Annotated in this window: 13 protein-coding genes and 2 pseudogenes; 2 read left to right on the top strand and 13 right to left on the bottom strand. The window is 49.2% G+C overall.

Annotated elements, in window-relative coordinates:
- Position 1: 1 nt before the first annotated feature.
- From ACJJIZ_RS13045 to tnpA, 4 genes and pseudogenes are all read right to left on the bottom strand, one after another.
- A pseudogene (locus ACJJIZ_RS13045) lies at positions 2 to 277 on the bottom strand (GmrSD restriction endonuclease domain-containing protein); the annotation flags it as partial.
- A gap of 112 nt (positions 278 to 389) precedes the next feature.
- On the bottom strand, positions 390 to 716 hold the full coding sequence (locus tag ACJJIZ_RS13040; protein WP_444913685.1) for a hypothetical protein: 327 nt from the start codon (positions 714 to 716) through the stop codon (positions 390 to 392).
- Between the two features lie 108 nt (positions 717 to 824).
- The gene (locus ACJJIZ_RS13035) at positions 825 to 1,631 is read right to left on the bottom strand and encodes an FRG domain-containing protein (protein ID WP_444913684.1); all 807 of its coding nucleotides are present in this window, start codon (positions 1,629 to 1,631) and stop codon (positions 825 to 827) included.
- Positions 1,632 to 2,051: 420 nt separating this feature from the next.
- Positions 2,052 to 2,393, bottom strand: a pseudogene (tnpA, locus tag ACJJIZ_RS13030) (IS200/IS605 family transposase); the annotation flags it as partial.
- A gap of 572 nt (positions 2,394 to 2,965) precedes the next feature.
- On the opposite strand from tnpA, the gene ACJJIZ_RS13025 reads away from it, so the two are divergent.
- Complete coding sequence (locus ACJJIZ_RS13025) at positions 2,966 to 3,430, top strand: RidA family protein (RefSeq protein WP_444913683.1); 465 nt, start codon at positions 2,966 to 2,968, stop codon at positions 3,428 to 3,430.
- Positions 3,431 to 3,590: 160 nt separating this feature from the next.
- On the opposite strand, the gene ACJJIZ_RS13020 is transcribed toward ACJJIZ_RS13025, so the two are convergent.
- Together ACJJIZ_RS13020 and ACJJIZ_RS13015 are read right to left on the bottom strand one after the other, a co-directional pair.
- A complete protein-coding gene (locus ACJJIZ_RS13020) occupies positions 3,591 to 4,286 on the bottom strand; it encodes a YopT-type cysteine protease domain-containing protein (protein WP_444905356.1) in 696 nt (231 codons plus the stop codon).
- Positions 4,287 to 4,672: 386 nt separating this feature from the next.
- Positions 4,673 to 5,839, bottom strand: a complete 1,167-nt coding sequence (locus tag ACJJIZ_RS13015) for a dipeptidase (protein ID WP_444913682.1) — start codon at positions 5,837 to 5,839, stop codon at positions 4,673 to 4,675.
- 79 nt (positions 5,840 to 5,918) lie between these two features.
- Here ACJJIZ_RS13015 and ACJJIZ_RS13010 point away from each other — a divergent pair, with 79 nt between their 5' ends.
- A complete protein-coding gene (locus ACJJIZ_RS13010) occupies positions 5,919 to 6,527 on the top strand; it encodes an LEA/WHy family protein (RefSeq protein WP_444913681.1) in 609 nt (202 codons plus the stop codon).
- A gap of 30 nt (positions 6,528 to 6,557) precedes the next feature.
- On the opposite strand, the gene ACJJIZ_RS13005 is transcribed toward ACJJIZ_RS13010, so the two are convergent.
- The 7 genes from ACJJIZ_RS13005 to lpxK all read right to left on the bottom strand — a co-directional run bounded on the left by ACJJIZ_RS13005 (position 6,558) and on the right by lpxK (position 14,973).
- A complete protein-coding gene (locus ACJJIZ_RS13005; protein WP_444913680.1) occupies positions 6,558 to 8,267 on the bottom strand; it encodes a sulfatase-like hydrolase/transferase in 1,710 nt (569 codons plus the stop codon).
- 158 nt (positions 8,268 to 8,425) lie between these two features.
- On the bottom strand, positions 8,426 to 8,989 hold the full coding sequence (gene pgsA / locus ACJJIZ_RS13000) for a CDP-diacylglycerol--glycerol-3-phosphate 3-phosphatidyltransferase (RefSeq protein ID WP_413665675.1): 564 nt from the start codon (positions 8,987 to 8,989) through the stop codon (positions 8,426 to 8,428).
- 101 nt (positions 8,990 to 9,090) lie between these two features.
- The gene (gene uvrC / locus ACJJIZ_RS12995) at positions 9,091 to 10,905 is read right to left on the bottom strand and encodes an excinuclease ABC subunit UvrC (protein WP_444905361.1); all 1,815 of its coding nucleotides are present in this window, start codon (positions 10,903 to 10,905) and stop codon (positions 9,091 to 9,093) included.
- A gap of 44 nt (positions 10,906 to 10,949) precedes the next feature.
- Entirely contained in the window at positions 10,950 to 11,603 is a 654-nt protein-coding gene (locus ACJJIZ_RS12990) for a response regulator (protein ID WP_413665673.1), read from the bottom strand.
- Between the two features lie 550 nt (positions 11,604 to 12,153).
- Positions 12,154 to 13,170, bottom strand: a complete 1,017-nt coding sequence (gene murB, locus ACJJIZ_RS12985) for a UDP-N-acetylmuramate dehydrogenase (protein WP_444913679.1) — start codon at positions 13,168 to 13,170, stop codon at positions 12,154 to 12,156.
- A gap of 11 nt (positions 13,171 to 13,181) precedes the next feature.
- Positions 13,182 to 13,949 (bottom strand): 3-deoxy-manno-octulosonate cytidylyltransferase, encoded by a 768-nt coding sequence (gene kdsB / locus ACJJIZ_RS12980; RefSeq protein ID WP_444913678.1) that lies wholly within the window; start codon positions 13,947 to 13,949, stop codon positions 13,182 to 13,184.
- Positions 13,939 to 14,973, bottom strand: coding sequence for a tetraacyldisaccharide 4'-kinase (gene lpxK, locus ACJJIZ_RS12975; protein WP_444912975.1), 1,035 nt, complete (start codon positions 14,971 to 14,973; stop codon positions 13,939 to 13,941). The genes kdsB and lpxK overlap by 11 nt, the downstream gene beginning before the upstream one ends.
- Positions 14,974 to 14,976: the final 3 nt, after the last annotated feature.

Here is a 14,976-nt window from a genome sequence, read left to right as displayed (position 1 = left end):
CTCACACTTCCAGAAGTGCCAGAATCTGGGCTGACTCTTCCTGCGAGAACTCCAGCCCATACTTCTCCACTATCGCCATGAAGCGCTGCACATAGATAGCCTGGACGGGCTCATAGGGTGGCATCCACTCGTCCGGGCCCTTGTCTCCCTTGCTTTGGTTCCGGCCATCATTGACCAGCCACAGGTTCTCAGGGTCTTCTGCAAACTGACGCTTTAGCTCTACAGTACAGTTGACACCACCGCTCCCATGTGCCCAGGACAGCGGCACGATGTGTTCAACGAGGGTGTAGAAAAACTCAGCCCTCTTTTCTTATTGTGCTTCTACGTGAAAAATAGCCTACTCATCAGTGAAAGCTAGATCAGAATTCACGTAGAATCACCATTTATGGTTAATATTTGATCACATCTAAGAAAGCAAAGACATAAATTAGTTTTTCTACAGCCTGAACATCCAGGTCAGAGGCCAGATTGAAAAATTGGCCGGTATATTGGTCCAGCCAGAGGCCGATGTCTACCGTGCACTCCTTGTCATTGGTGAAGGTTACTGGAGCCATGGAGAACTGAACTAGCAGCTCATGGCGAGTACTCTGGCAGTCTCGGTCAGCATCAGACCAGCGTGGCAGCCATTCGTGGCGGTCATATTCGTTGACATTGGCTTCTGCCTCGAAACAACCAGATAGGGCTGCGGATAGCATAAAAGGTAGAATAAGGCGCATGACGCCCCCTCTATTGTTTTAAGGGGTCGTACAGGATGTGAACAGGAGGAACAAATACAGGCTATTGCAAAAAACCACTCCCACCGCTTACGATTAAATAGCTATGTTTCACTCCAGAGCCCCGACCCTCTTTTGCCACTCAAGACCAAAAATAGGCTGTCGTCTCATACTTTTACAGAACCCATCTAAACCAGGATATACAATAGTGGAACTGATATTTAGCTTATGCAATTTACGAATCCCTTCATACCTTAACTCAGCAGGGATAATTATCTTAACTGCATCTTGACCTTCAATTAAATATTCTCTCAAGATAGTTTCATGACTATCATCTATAAAATTTGTAGCTACAAATAGCCCTTGTTGAGAGAGCAACCTCTGATTAGAAAACTTGGGCTCAAATGCAAAAAGGCAAGTATTCGAAGGTCTCTCTTCAAGAAGGATATTGGAATACACTTTCCCTCGACGCTCTCCAAAATATTCGTCATCAACAGATTCGATGGCCCTATGGTTGACACAGTAAACAGCAGCGTCATCCTCGCCTGTCTCTAAAGCAAAAAAAAGAGCAATATAGGGGGAGAATGAAAAATCCAAGAGCCTAGTTGGGGCTCCATGGTGCTGCATTAAAGAAAGCCAACTTAGTTGATCTTCTGCTTGAGGAAGGTGATCCAGATATAAATGAGCAGCGCACTTAAACCGGTCTATCATTACCTTTTCGTGCTCAATTCTGTCTATAGGCTTTCTCTTACCATTCTTCAGGTGAAACAGTATCTGAGCTTCATCAAATGCTCGATACAAAGAACTTTCCAGCTTCCAGCCTGAAGACGACTGTCCCCTAAAAATCCACTTTCGAAAACTCTTACTCTCAAGTAAAGAATCAAATTCACTCCAATTTTTTATTTTTTCTTCACGCATATTATTTTCCGGCTAGCTGGCATTAATCAGCAATTCCATCATTATATTAGAGAGACATCACCAACGCACCCCTTAAAAGGGTCTGTTACCTATCAAAATCTAAAGGCTCTAAAATCAAGAAATAGAAAAGTATCGTTAACTCATTAACACTATCTAATCTAGGTGGTTGGAACGACCTATCACACTAATCAGAATCATCTACAAGCCACCCAAAACTCTATACTCTTAATTACTTCCAAAGGAAATTTAAAGTATTCTAGACCAGCTCAGCCCGAAGGAGCTTCCATTCAAAAGATAGACTGGGAAATCAGCAACCACCCGCATAGCGGGTGGTATGGTGAAAGCCCCCAGAGGGGGCTAGTTACAACCCTGCCAGTCGCATCTGCTCTTGGCGGCGCTCTTCAACCTCTTGATTTTTGATGTACTCACACAGTAGCCCCGAGCCCAAAAGTGTCTTCCTGTGAAATTTCTCTGTACATGCTTGTACTTCCGAAATATCTGGATCGCAGATTTCCCTTTCAGAAACCCAATCGTATTGGAAACACTGAACTTCGGAAGAATCATTAACAACATATGGATGTGATCCTTCATTGCGTACTCCTCGACCAACTCAATGCCCTTTTGACGACATAAGTCTCGACATATTGCTCCAATCTCCCGCCTTAATGTCCCAAATAACGCTTTCTTTCGATACTTGGGCACAAACACCACGTGGTACCTGCAATAATGTTTCACGTAAGCTTGGCACTGCCAATCTCGCATATGGCCCCCTTATAGAACTTGCCGGTTCATGGAGGCCATATTTTTACTCTGCACGCCGGAACGGCAGAGCCCTGTCAAGTCTCACCGCCAGAGGCGGTGGTTTACCTAACTGTTAATTAAAAGAGATCGGTCCACTCAACACAACGCTTAAGCTCGATTGGCTTAGGGAGAGAATAGCGCACCCGAATAGCAGCGCTACCGAGTCAGTCATTCCAGAGTACTATTATTCAATAATCCAGCAATGTTAAAAGTGGCACTCAGGTAAGCAATGGGATTAAGCTGCTCATAATACAAGAAAACTCTCGCATTCATCGCTGTCGCCAATGCGTACAAATTAGATACAAATTGCAGGTATAATCACCACCCAATATACCCTTTAGTACCTTAATTCAATTAGCTCGCTCCAGCTGGTTATACTCAACTAAAGCGAAGGTGGTTACTCAAAAGCTCCAATACACACTTGCTCCAGAAACCCATCTAAGTTTTTGAGGTAATCACCAAGAACAAAAAATAATCGACCGCAAGATATACCGGCCCCAGCTTTTATGAAAAACTTACAAAAAAAGATTCCAATGAAGATAAAGACATCATCTATAAATGCATTAATTTCTACATTTTTCACTATTACGCTTTCCAGTTTCAGCTATGCAAAGGACGCTGAGCAGGTTAAATTCCTGAACCCAACAGGATCAGTCTCAAAGCTACCATTTTCAGAGGCTGTAAAAGTTGGCAACCAGCTATTTCTTTCTGGCCAAATAGGGCTTTCACCGGAGACTAAGCGGTTAGCCCAAGGGGGATTCGCTGCGGAGACCAAACAGACTCTAGACAACATAAAGCAAACTCTGGAGCGCTACGACTACGAAATGAAAGATGTTGTTAAATGCACGGTCATTTTAACAGATATCAAGAATTTCCCTGAATTCAACAACATCTACCAGAAAGCTTTTGCCTCCCCCTACCCTGCAAGGACTACCTTTGCAGTGGAGTCCCTAGCGCTGGACGCCCAAATTGAAATTGAGTGCATCGCTGCCAAGTAGTCAATATTAACACTGGGAGTGCCAGACTAATCCCCCTAATTGACTCATCAGGACTTTTACTGCGGTCTAAATTCTCTAGTATACGCTTGCACTTAAACTCAACGCACAGGGTCGCCTAAGCGACCCTGTGATACCTAGACAATAAAACAAGCCTACTAACTTATCTAAAAGTTGAAATCATCCAGCTTCCACCAGCAGTGCCCATCGCCAGGTATATCAAAGCCAGCTGATGTAATTCGGCCTTAAAGCGGTTGTATCCGTTAAATACAAAGGAACCAAAATTGGGGTCAAAAAGCCTCCAGGTATTACCATTCTGTACTTGAATTGCAATTGCATGGCCGCTGTTGGGGCCCAGGAATCCTATCAATGCAAAGCCTTGATTAAGGCGGGCCATCCCCTGCCGTATCCATCGCAAAAATGTGGAAAAAGGCTCAAATGGATTCAACTGATGCCCACGGGCGATACAGTGCTCGGTATACCCATCTGTCCGACAAATCGTCCTTAACCCTGACGATATACCCATCACATTTCCCTGGATCTGCTGTTGCGCGGAAATTGCCCTTTGCATTGTATAGATAGGCTGCCCAAAGGTGGTGGTCGACCCGCCAACAGCCCTTAAAAACATACCTGGAGTTGCTCTGTTAAGAGCGTTTCCAATTCCTGTATTGTGGTAACGCTGTTGCAATCCTGCCTGGAGGTGCATATTTATATGGCCGCCGGGTTGCAAGCCGAGTCTCACCCACATGTAGGATAATGCGTAACAAACTCCGCGCCTTACATCATTGTGGACACCGGGTTGAATGTAATTTGCTTGATCCAATAGAAATTCTGTTTCTGTTAGTTTCGGATTGAACATGGAGGTCTCCCTATTCTTTAAAGATAGTGGACTTTTGCCTATCCGCAGTATCGCGGTCCATGTTCTATTTTTCTCACCTACAGTTTTATCTCTATCAATTTGTTTGCAGCTTTTTTAGCTTTAAGCCATTTTAAAAAGTAAACCGGAATTTGATTACACTTAATTTCAATTGGCCATTCAGGGCATTAAAGTCAAAATATGATACGAATTTCCAGTTGAAATTGCGTTTGGATAAGTGCAGAACGTATATTTATTTTTAACCATATACGAGTGCAAGTATTGCGCTGGTAATAACAAACTCATCAGAACAGTGAGCTATCAAATGCCAGCGCTAATATATCTCTTGAGAGAGCTGCGGAATCTAAATTCAACCTTCCTATATGATATTAACTGGGAAGTTGAGTAAGGAAGAAATCTCTCAGGTTCTCACCCATTACTTTACGGATCTCTTCTTCAGTAAACCCTTGCCGAAGCATTTCTGCGGTAAGCACGCCCAGTTCACTTACGTCAAATGCAACCTTTACACTACCGTCATAGTCCGACCCCAATGCGACATGATCCACACCCAGTGTATCAATGGCATAACGAATAGATTTAACAATGCTCGTGGGGCTTGTATCGCAGACAGCACCAGGCCAGAAACCAATTCCAATCAAGCCTCCTTTACCCGCTATCTCCTTCATTAGCTCGTCGCTGATATTCCGGCGTGAGTTACACGCCCCTTGAAGCCCGGTATGGGAAACAATCACTGGGCGCTCGGCAATATCCAAAACTTCGCGGACGACCTGCTCGGAGGAGTGGGCGACGTCAATCACAATAGAGCGCCTTTCCATCTCCTGCACTGCTTTCCGGCCAAATGCGCTCAAACCCTGCCCGCTTTCTCCATGCAGGGAGCCACCCAGCTCATTGTCGAAAAAGTGTTGCAACCCCATCACTCGGAAGCCAGCATCGTATAGGCGACCGATGTTTTCGATCTTCCCTTCCAAAGGATGGGCACCTTCAGTGCCAAGGAGTGCGGCCAAAACCTCTCCACCCTGCTTCCTTGCTACAAGCACCTCTTGTAAATCTGCCGCACTTTTGACGATACGTATTTGGTCAGGCGCAGATTGCTGTAGCGCATTAACACGCTCTGCATGATAGAGCGCCCGCTCATACAGGCTGCCCCACGCCTTTACTGGCCACGCCTGAGCAATGGCCAATAAGGTTATGTTATCGCCAGCTTTGCTGGAGTTCTTCTGATAGTTCTGCCCCCGGGGAGACTTGGTAACTGATGTGAAGACCTGGATACCCAGGTTACCTTCTCGCGCCCGGGGGAGATCCAGATGACCATAGTCGGCTCGCTTCCTCAAATCCCTGGCCCACAGGAAACTATCTGCGTGGAGATCACCTACCAATAGACTTTGGTGTAGCGCTTTAGCCTCAGATGACAGCGCTGCAATTTTGCCCGGCTCTACTTTGTTCATCGACTTTTCAATAGCCGGAAGCAAAAGCCATTTCCAGCTGGCGAACAATATCACCACCATTGTTGTCAGAAGAATGAACCACTTGCTCATCTATTGTCTCCGTTAGTAGAAATCCATGGGGAAGTTTGCACAGAGGCAACAACCTTCTTCGATCCATCAGGATCGCAGAATGAAGCAATTCGAGCGGTTGCTCAATAAGCAAGCAAGAGAAATAAAACTGTGGTGGTCGTGGAATAAGCGCTGGGACACCAACCTCGCACTTATCAGAAGAGAGAAAAATGAAGGACAAGCAGTGATTAAACTTTTACAACTGAACTTACTCGTATTATTCGCTCTATTCATGGGTGGTTGCGCCGCTTTATCGCCCAGTTTTCAGCAGCCAGAGGTTGAGATTATTGGGCTGGAGCCGCTTCCTCCTGCCGTCGGCAGCGATCTGCGCTTCAGAATCCATTTGCGCATTTTCAACCCCAACAACCAAGAGCTACCCCTCTCCGGGATCTACTACAAGCTCAGTCTTGCCGGCCACAAAGTGATGACAGGAACCTCAAACAACTTATTGCCCATTGCCCCCTATGGCCAGGATGACATCGCGGTAGACGCAACTGCGAGCTGGATGGGGTCTCTATTCGCCGCCGCTGAATTAGCGAATAGTGGGCAGCAATCGGTACCCTATGAACTTCAGGCAAAGATTGGCCTGAGCAGGTCCATTGTGCCTTCCATTACAGTGCAGCGAAGTGGCGAAGTTCGACTAAATCAGAATCTGGGCCTCTACCACTAGTCCAAGCCTACTCACTTTGGATATAGCGTTTTAATCTCCCCAGTCGCCGACCTTGTCGGCACCGGGGATTTGATACTCGAGATAGTCTTCAACAGTGAATGGCATCTCACTGATGACTGCGCGCACGCGCTCACCAATAGCCTGTGTCTCAGGGCGCGCATTGGCCAGCCCGGTATAGGGTATGCCTTTGCCGCTGGCTACGTCTGGATATTTACGTTTGAATAAACGGTGGCGAGCCACCATATGATTGAACTGGCCCTGGGTGTAAATTAACGGCACCAACTGCGGGGACTCCTCCCGGGGGTCCATATATAAATCGTAATAAGCCTCCGGCATCCCCGACCCTGCCACCTCCCCCGCTCCCAGCCAATGCCTCTTATATCGCCCCTTTACTGTTGCCCCCAATTCCTTACCCGTATAAATGAATACATAATCCCGGCGGCCATGAGTATCGCCGTTTAGGAACAGAGCGGTCTGGTCGAGGCCGTCAACGACGCGATCCGTGGGAATAGCATCAGTTGCTCCACCCAAGCGAGCGAAAGTCGTATACAGGTCAGTGATATGAATAATATCTCCTGCCGTTTGTCCCGCTTCGATAGTTCCTGGCCACCAGGCAAAAGCAGGTACGCGAACGCCGCCCTCAGTAAAATCCCCTTTGCCACCCCGATACAACATGGGCAGCATTCCCCACCCCGCCGGCGGACTGTGAACCATAGGGCCGTTATCCGCCATTGCAACGAACAAGGTATTTTCAGCGAGCCCTAAGCTTTTCAATTCTTGCATCAGCACCCCGACAAAGTTATCCATCGCCGGGAAAGCATCGGCAACCATCAGCCCGGCTACCGAGCGCTTGGGGTTATACATCGCCATGAAATTAAGGAGATTGGGCCAGTAAGCAACGAAAAACGGTTTCTTCTGCTCTGCACTGCGACGAATAAACGCCAGCGTTCTCTGTTCTGCTTCTGGATCAAACTTAGCGAAGCACTCGTTGGATGTTCCGCACCATTCCCGCCCGGGTTGTCCCTTTTTCCCTTCAATATTCATTACCCAGCCAGCGGGAATCAGACCAGGGCTGTCCAACCGATAGGGATCAGGTGGATAGATTTCGGGGAACATGCCCAGCACCGCATTTGCTACATTTGCCTGGGGGTTAAACAGGGAGGTAATCTGGTTCATCGGAGTGAACAACGCCTCATCGAACCCCTGATTGTGTAAATAACTCTCCTCGATATCTCCAAGGTGCCCCTTGCCGAAAAAGCCTGTCGTATAACCCGCCTGCGAAAGTACCTCCGCAATAGTGACTTCTTCTGCGCGTAGACCGGAAAACTCATGGGGCATACCCACTTCACCCATGCCATAGCGCACCGGTAGCCGTCCGGTGAGCGCAGCAGCGCGGGTTGGTGTGCATGAGGGCTCAGAGTACATGCGGGTAAAGTTGATACCCTCTGAAGCCATCTGGTTTAGATTTGGCGTTGAGTAGCCAAAGTTCTTTTGTAACGCAGGAAAGCCAACAGCTCCAAATGCAGTGTCATCCCATAGCAGGAATACTATATTCGGTGGCTGTCCATATTTCTGCCGCAACTGCTGTAAGCGCTGTTCAAGCTCCGCATCCTCTTGATCCCAACGTTCGCCGTTTTGCATCTTGAGAATATAAAACTCGGCATCGTGTACAACTTGCCCCTCGACATTGAGAGTGATGCAAAGCAGCCAGATCATAATCAGGTGGCTTTTGACGGACATGAGCTTCCTATAGATCGCAGAAAAGTATCTAACAATTTAGAGGAGCGCAGGGGCTTGGAAGAGAAAGAGCGAGTTTAAGCGGGGTAGAGAGCGCCTCATTTTCCAGCAAATGCCAGAATCGAGGCGCCAATTTCGTGAGAGAAGTAACTCCCCTCTATCTACTTATCTCGGCTGTCGGCCATAAGGGCCGGCCATGCGGCGCGCAAGTACATCACCATCGTCCACAAGGTGAGGCCGGCAGCGATATAGAGCAGCAGATATCCAATAGTTTCCATCACCGGAAACTCTCTAACATCGAAGGCAAGCAGAACAAGAATTGCTGCCATCTGTGCGGTGGTTTTGACTTTGCCTACATAGGAAACGGCAACACTGCTGCGCTGCCCCAGCTCAGCCATCCACTCCCGCAACCCAGAGACCGCGATCTCTCGACAAATGATCACCGCCGCAGCAATCGCAAACAGCGGATTGTCATGCAGTCCCACCAGCAAGACCAATGCAGTAGCCACCATTAGCTTATCGGCAACCGGGTCCAGAAAGGCACCGAGGGCAGTACTCTGATTTAATTTTCTGGCGAGATAGCCATCAAGCCAATCGGTAATTGCGGCAACTGCAAAAATTGCAGCAGAAGCAATGTAACTCCACTTGTACGGCAAATAGAAAACCAAAACAAAAAATGGGATCAAAGCAACACGTAACAGTGTCAGTTGATTGGCGATTGTCATACTTTTCTCTATTCTTGCGGAGGGCGTACGTTATCAAGCCATCGCGCAAAATGAAACGCTTTGGAAAAAACTGGCCATTTAATCGCCAGCTCGATCCTGTTCTACTCGTGGTGTAGTGCCGAGTATATATCCTGAGCCAATTTCCGGCTGATACCATCCACGCTGGCAATCTCCGTCACTGTTGCGCGCTTTAGCTCTTGCAGACCTCCGAAATGTCGCAGCAGCGCCCTGCGGCGAGTAGGCCCTACTCCAGCGATACCTTCCAGTGGAGACTCCCTGCGTTTTTTATCCCGTTTTGCCCGGTGGCCAGCGATAGCAAAGCGGTGCGCTTCATCTCGCACTTGTTGAATTAAGTGCAGCGCTGATGAGTCGGCGGAGAGTACAAGCTCTTTGTTACTGGAAACCACATGTAATGTTTCAAAGCCCGCTTTTCGTGTAGTTCCTTTGGCAACACCAATAATTTGCACTCCGACAATGCCCAGCTCATTCAGAGCTTCAACCGCTTGTGTAACCTGACCCTTCCCCCCGTCGATCAACAGGATATTGGGGAATTTGCCCTCGCCACCGGAAAGGCGCGTATAGCGCCGCTTTAGCGCCTGCCCCATTGCCGCATAATCATCGCCCGCCTGGATACCCTCAATATTGAATCGGCGATAATCCGACTTCACCGGGCCTCCGGTATCAAATACAACACAGGACGCAACCGTGGCCTCACCGGAAGAATGGCTGATGTCAAAGCACTCAAGCCTCTCCGGGAGCTGCTCCAGTTCTAATACTTCCTGTAGCTTCTCGAAACGGTTGTAGAGTTTTTGCTGGGCTGCAGTTCGACTAGTCAAATTCTGTTGTGCTGCCTGTTGCGCCATCTCAACCCAAGTGGCCCGCTTGCCACGCAACTTATGGGTGATACCAACATCGCGACCACACTGCTCGCTAAGAGCCTGTTGAAGTGGTTCGAGATCCTGTAAGGCCTCTGACACTAAAATCTCACGGGGGATCTCTCGGGGACTGCCCAGGTAAAATTGCGGGACAAATGCGGAAAGTAGCTCTGGCGGTGTGAGTCCCAGGCGCTCACTGGGAAAATAACTGCGACTCCCCAGAATTCGCCCCTGCCTGACAAACAGAACGTGTACGCAACAGCTACCGCCCTCACTGGCTATCCCCAGCACATCCACATCGCCACTTGCCCCCTCAGCTACCTGATCCGCTTGTAGACGACGCAGCGCGGAAATTTGGTCCCGCAGTCTCGCGGCTTTTTCAAATTCCAGCGCCCGGGATGCCTCATCCATTTGATCGGCCAACTCCTGGATAATGCTGTCACTTTTACCCGTGAGAAACATCTCTGCGTGGCGAACATCCTGGCGATAGTCCTCGGGAGAAATAAAATCGACACAGGGAGCGGTGCAGCGCTCTATCTGATATTGAAGGCAGGGCCTTGAACGGTTGCGAAAAACACTGTCTTCACAAGAGCGGATTCGAAAAGTTTTTTGCAGAAAGTTCAGGCTGTCGCGAACCGACGATGCATTTGGAAAAGGTCCGAAGTATCGGCCTTTCTTGCGCTTGGCACCACGGTGGAATGCAATACGGGGGAAAGTGTCATTGCTGGAAAGAAAGATATAAGGGTACCCTTTATCATCCTTCAGCATCACATTGTATGGGGGCCGCTGGGACTTGATCAGGCTTTGTTCAAGCACCAGGGCTTCGGTTTCACTGCGCGTAACGGTGACTTCGATGTTTCCAATACGCTGCACCAGCGCCATGGTTTTTGTCGTTAGTCCGGAGCTGCGAAAGTAGCTCGACAACCGATTGCGAAGGTTCTTGGCTTTCCCTACGTAGAGGATTTTATTTTCGGCGTCGAACATCTGGTAGACGCCGGGTTTGCGAGTTACTGTCGCGAGGAAACGCTTGCTGTCGAACATCTGGCAACCGGCCTCAATATTTTAAGAAATCAGCCACTTTTCAATTAAAGTGCAGCATCTGGGTCGAGAATTTGGTGTTTAACAGCGAGGATCGTCAATTCTACATCACTATTAATATCCAACTTCTCAAAAATCCTGTAGCGGTAGCTATTCACCGTTTTGGGGCTTACCGAGAGAGATTTTGCAATATCCGCAACCTTGGCGCCATTGACGATCATGTCTGCAGTCTGCAATTCCCTTTTGGATAATTTTTCAAACGGAGATTGCTGATCATCCTGGCCACTGACACTGCGCATCGCCATTTTGGTTGCCATGGAATTACTGATAAACACACCACCTGAAATAACCGTCCGTATCGCTCGAACCATTTCTTCAAGGTCCGCGCCCTTAGTCACGTAACCCATTGCCCCAGCTTGCATCAAGCGGCCCGGGAATAAATCATCATCGAGTGCACTAACGGCAACAACCTTTGCCTCCGGGCACCGCTGCAGCAGCTTTCTAGTCGCTTCAAGGCCGCCCATTCCTGGCATTTTTACATCCATCAGAATGACATCAACATTAGACCGGCGAACGAATTCCAGGGCCTCCTCGCCACAGTTTGCCTCTCCGGCGACTTCTATATCCTCAACATCACCCAGCATGCGCGAAATGCCCATTCGCACAAGATCGTGATCATCCACCACTAAGACTTTGATCAAGCTATCCCCAACTACGGATAAGTGCAGTGGCTACGCCGCGTATACATCCCCAACGCACGAGCTCTATAAACTGCGTTCTTCTTTTTAGCTCACGGTGAAACTACCCCGTGTAGGTCCCCCCGGAACCCAACCGCAACATACCAGACAAAAACGCTACTGCAAAGCAGAAGCACCGTTTCAAATGCTGCTGAACAGACATTTGGCCACAGGATCTTGCTGCCTTTATAACATTTAATTATAGCGTAAAAACGTACCAATTAATTTTTCTGCGATCAAGATGAGCACTTCCGCAAAATTTGCGATAGAAGATTCATTTTATCGCAGAAAATATTTATGAAAGAAATCGGAATATGAGAAAATGTAAGAGGTTGAATTCGTTATAACAAAATAATCGTCAACAACTAGAACAATTCTCTACTGATATTCAGGCTGAAAACTGCCAACCCCACCCAATAATTTGCACTTTTCTATTGGGTACTTGCTAACTGCAATTCAGTGAAGAATAAAAGAAGGGATTGTCCGCACCCTCATGCAAACAATCTTGAATAGATTAAGGGTAATAGCGCGGCTCAGGCTCCAGGGTAACACCAAACTTAGCCTGCACATCAGAAGCGATAGCGCGAGCCAATCTTGTCACTTCATCACCCCGGCCCCGGCCGGGATTAACCAAAACCAATGCCTGCTGGTGGTGAACTCCAACCGCTTCTTGCCGCCTGCCCCGCCAACCAGCGCGATCAATTAGCCAACCTGCCGCCAGCTTCCAACCTTCACCGCTGGCATAAGCTACTAAATCGGGATGTTCCGATTTTAGGTTTTGGTAAATGTCCGCATTCACCACAGGGTTTTTAAAGAAGCTGCCAGCGTTGGGAATTTGATCGGGGAGCGGCAATTTACTGTTGCGAATATCGATAACCGCAGCGGAAATTTGCGCGGGTGTTAAGGAGTTACAATCCCAACCTTGCTGGTCAATAAATTGCTGTAGAGCCGGGTAAGCTACCTTGGGCTGCCAATCTTGCGCAAGGCGAAGGTTAACCTGGGTAATAATAAATTGATCGCGCAACTGCCCTTTAAACACACTGTCCCGATAATCAAACTCACAGTCCGGCGCAGAAAAGTTATGTAGTGCACCTGTAGAAATTTCCATGGCCTGCAAGCTGCAAAAACAGTCTCGCAACTCTACCCCATAGGCGCCGATATTTTGGATTGGGGCTGCACCCACTTTACCTGGAATCAGCGCGAGGTTTTCCAAGCCTCCCATCCCCTGCTCGACAGTAGACATAACCAGCTGGTGCCACCCCTCCCCGGCCGCCGCCTCAATCGTACCGCCACGACCATTGGGAGTAATTGTTAGCCCTCGCAGCCCGACCTGAATGGCAAGCCCGGGAAAGTCTCCCGTTAATACGATATTACTGCCCCCACCCAACGGCAGAATCGGCAAACGCTTCTGCTGCGCAAAGCTCAAAGCCTCACGCAATTCATCCAGGGTTTCCACACGCGCAAAATAAGCGGTGTTTGCTGAAATCGCGAGAGTATTGTGGGGCTGTAAATCGATATTGGCTTCAATCATTAGGTTCTACATCAGGCCAAGGCTTCTCGCATACGCTGAAGATCCTGTTCTGTATCTACGCCACCGGGCACTTCTGCACAGGCATCCGCTACGTGAATCTCTTGGTCGTGGTAAAGAAAACGCAGCTGCTCCAGAGCCTCGAACTTTTCTAGCGGGGCCATAGGCCAGGAGACAAACTGGCGCAATAGCGCAACACGGTAAGCATAGATACCAATATGGCGACGAGGTTCCAAGCCCCTTGGCAGTTCACTGCTATCCATCGCAAAGGCATCTCTGGGCCATGGGATTGGCGCTCGTGAAAAATACCTGGCCAACCCGGACTCTGTTGTCACTACCTTGACGATATTCGGGTTGCGAAAATCCTCCACTGAGGTGATGGGTTCCGCCAGGGTTGCAACGCCGGCTCGCTTGCTAGCCGCCAGGTTTTCAGCTACTTGATTTATCACCTCGGCGGGTATCAAGGGTTCATCGCCCTGCACATTGACCAAAATGCGGTCCTCGGCAAGGCCCAGGTTCTGAGCCACCTCCTGCAGTCGGTCAGTTCCCGAGGCATGCTCGGCAGATGTCATACACACCTCGGCGCCGAAGCCGTGAGCCACCTCCGCTACACGCATATCATCGGTGGCGATAACCACCCTCTGAGCATCGCTCTCACGGGCACGCAAATAAACATGCTCCACCATCGGCTTGCCGCCGATATCAGCCAAGGGCTTGCCTGGCAGGCGGCTGGAGCCATAGCGTGCGGGAATAATGACGTCGAAAGAAGAGTTACTTTTCATTTTCACTAAATTGTTGCAAGTGCTTGTGTACTTTTTGATAAAAAAGGTCTGGCAACTTGGCCCGCACCTCAAGCGCCCACCAATGACTCTCCCAGAAATCGCGACATTTCACCGCATCTTTCATGGTCATAATCACTGGGGTTTCTCCATCGAAATGCAGTTCCTGGGGGCTGAATTGATGATGATCGTCAAAAGGTTGCTCTGTCACCTCGAACCCTAGCGCTTGCAGTGACCGGAAAAACCGCTTGGGATTACCGATCGCTGCCACCCCGTGGCAAGGCCCCACCTCAGGCCCTGATGGCAGGCGCAATGTGGAGGTTTGATCGAGGTTAAACTGGTGCCAACAGGAAGGCTCGAGTGTCATTTCAAACTCTAAAAGCCCACCACACTGATCCCTGACTTTGGCTTCTGGCTCTCCATTACTAACCAGCATGTCGACGCTTTGCAGGCGCGTCACCGGTTCCCTCAGAGGTCCTCTGGGCAGCATATGGCCATTGCCCAAACCGCGATGACCATCAACCACACAAATTTCATAGCTGCGCCACAAACTATAGTGCTGCAGCCCATCGTCAGACAAAATAACATCGCACTGGTGATAGTCGATCAGGGCCTGCGCCGCCTCGGTGCGATTGGGAGAAACCATCACCGGCACACCAGTGATCAAGTGCAGCATCAGCGGCTCATCCCCGGACTCCAGGGGGTGGGATTGGGCAGTCACCTGATAAGGATATTTTTCTGCACGACCACCATAGCCACGGCTGATAATCCCCGGATTGCGACCCCGCTCCTTTAGCCAGCGAGCCAGCTCCGCCACCAATGGCGTTTTACCCGCACCGCCAACGGTGATGTTACCGATGACGATGACAGGAACTGATAAGGGCTCCGGTGGCGTGCGAGAACTCATTACCCGGCGCCGCTTGCTCACCCCCCCATAGAGTAATTCCAGCGGGGTGAGCAGGGAGAGCGAGCGACCTTCACCCTTTTCGGGGTACCAGCGCTTGTTAAACCAGTCTTCCAGTGACATCCA

The organism is Microbulbifer maximicatervae (SeqCode) (assembly GCF_052467225.1).
The sequence above is the reverse complement of the archived record's forward strand: the minus strand, read 5'-3'. Positions and strand labels throughout refer to the sequence as shown.

Coding starts and splice junctions, on each gene's coding strand:
- ACJJIZ_RS13040 (WP_444913685.1), bottom strand. CDS start 716: ATGCGCCTTATTCTACCTTTTATGCTATCCGCAGCCCTATCTGGTTGT.
- ACJJIZ_RS13035 (WP_444913684.1), bottom strand. CDS start 1,631: ATGCGTGAAGAAAAAATAAAAAATTGGAGTGAATTTGATTCTTTACTT.
- ACJJIZ_RS13025 (WP_444913683.1), top strand. CDS start 2,966: ATGAAGATAAAGACATCATCTATAAATGCATTAATTTCTACATTTTTC.
- ACJJIZ_RS13020 (WP_444905356.1), bottom strand. CDS start 4,286: ATGTTCAATCCGAAACTAACAGAAACAGAATTTCTATTGGATCAAGCA.
- ACJJIZ_RS13015 (WP_444913682.1), bottom strand. CDS start 5,839: ATGAGCAAGTGGTTCATTCTTCTGACAACAATGGTGGTGATATTGTTC.
- ACJJIZ_RS13010 (WP_444913681.1), top strand. CDS start 5,919: ATGAAGCAATTCGAGCGGTTGCTCAATAAGCAAGCAAGAGAAATAAAA.
- ACJJIZ_RS13005 (WP_444913680.1), bottom strand. CDS start 8,267: ATGTCCGTCAAAAGCCACCTGATTATGATCTGGCTGCTTTGCATCACT.
- pgsA (WP_413665675.1), bottom strand. CDS start 8,989: ATGACAATCGCCAATCAACTGACACTGTTACGTGTTGCTTTGATCCCA.
- uvrC (WP_444905361.1), bottom strand. CDS start 10,905: ATGTTCGACAGCAAGCGTTTCCTCGCGACAGTAACTCGCAAACCCGGC.
- murB (WP_444913679.1), bottom strand. CDS start 13,170: ATGATTGAAGCCAATATCGATTTACAGCCCCACAATACTCTCGCGATT.
- kdsB (WP_444913678.1), bottom strand. CDS start 13,949: ATGAAAAGTAACTCTTCTTTCGACGTCATTATTCCCGCACGCTATGGC.
- lpxK (WP_444912975.1), bottom strand. CDS start 14,973: ATGTCACTGGAAGACTGGTTTAACAAGCGCTGGTACCCCGAAAAGGGT.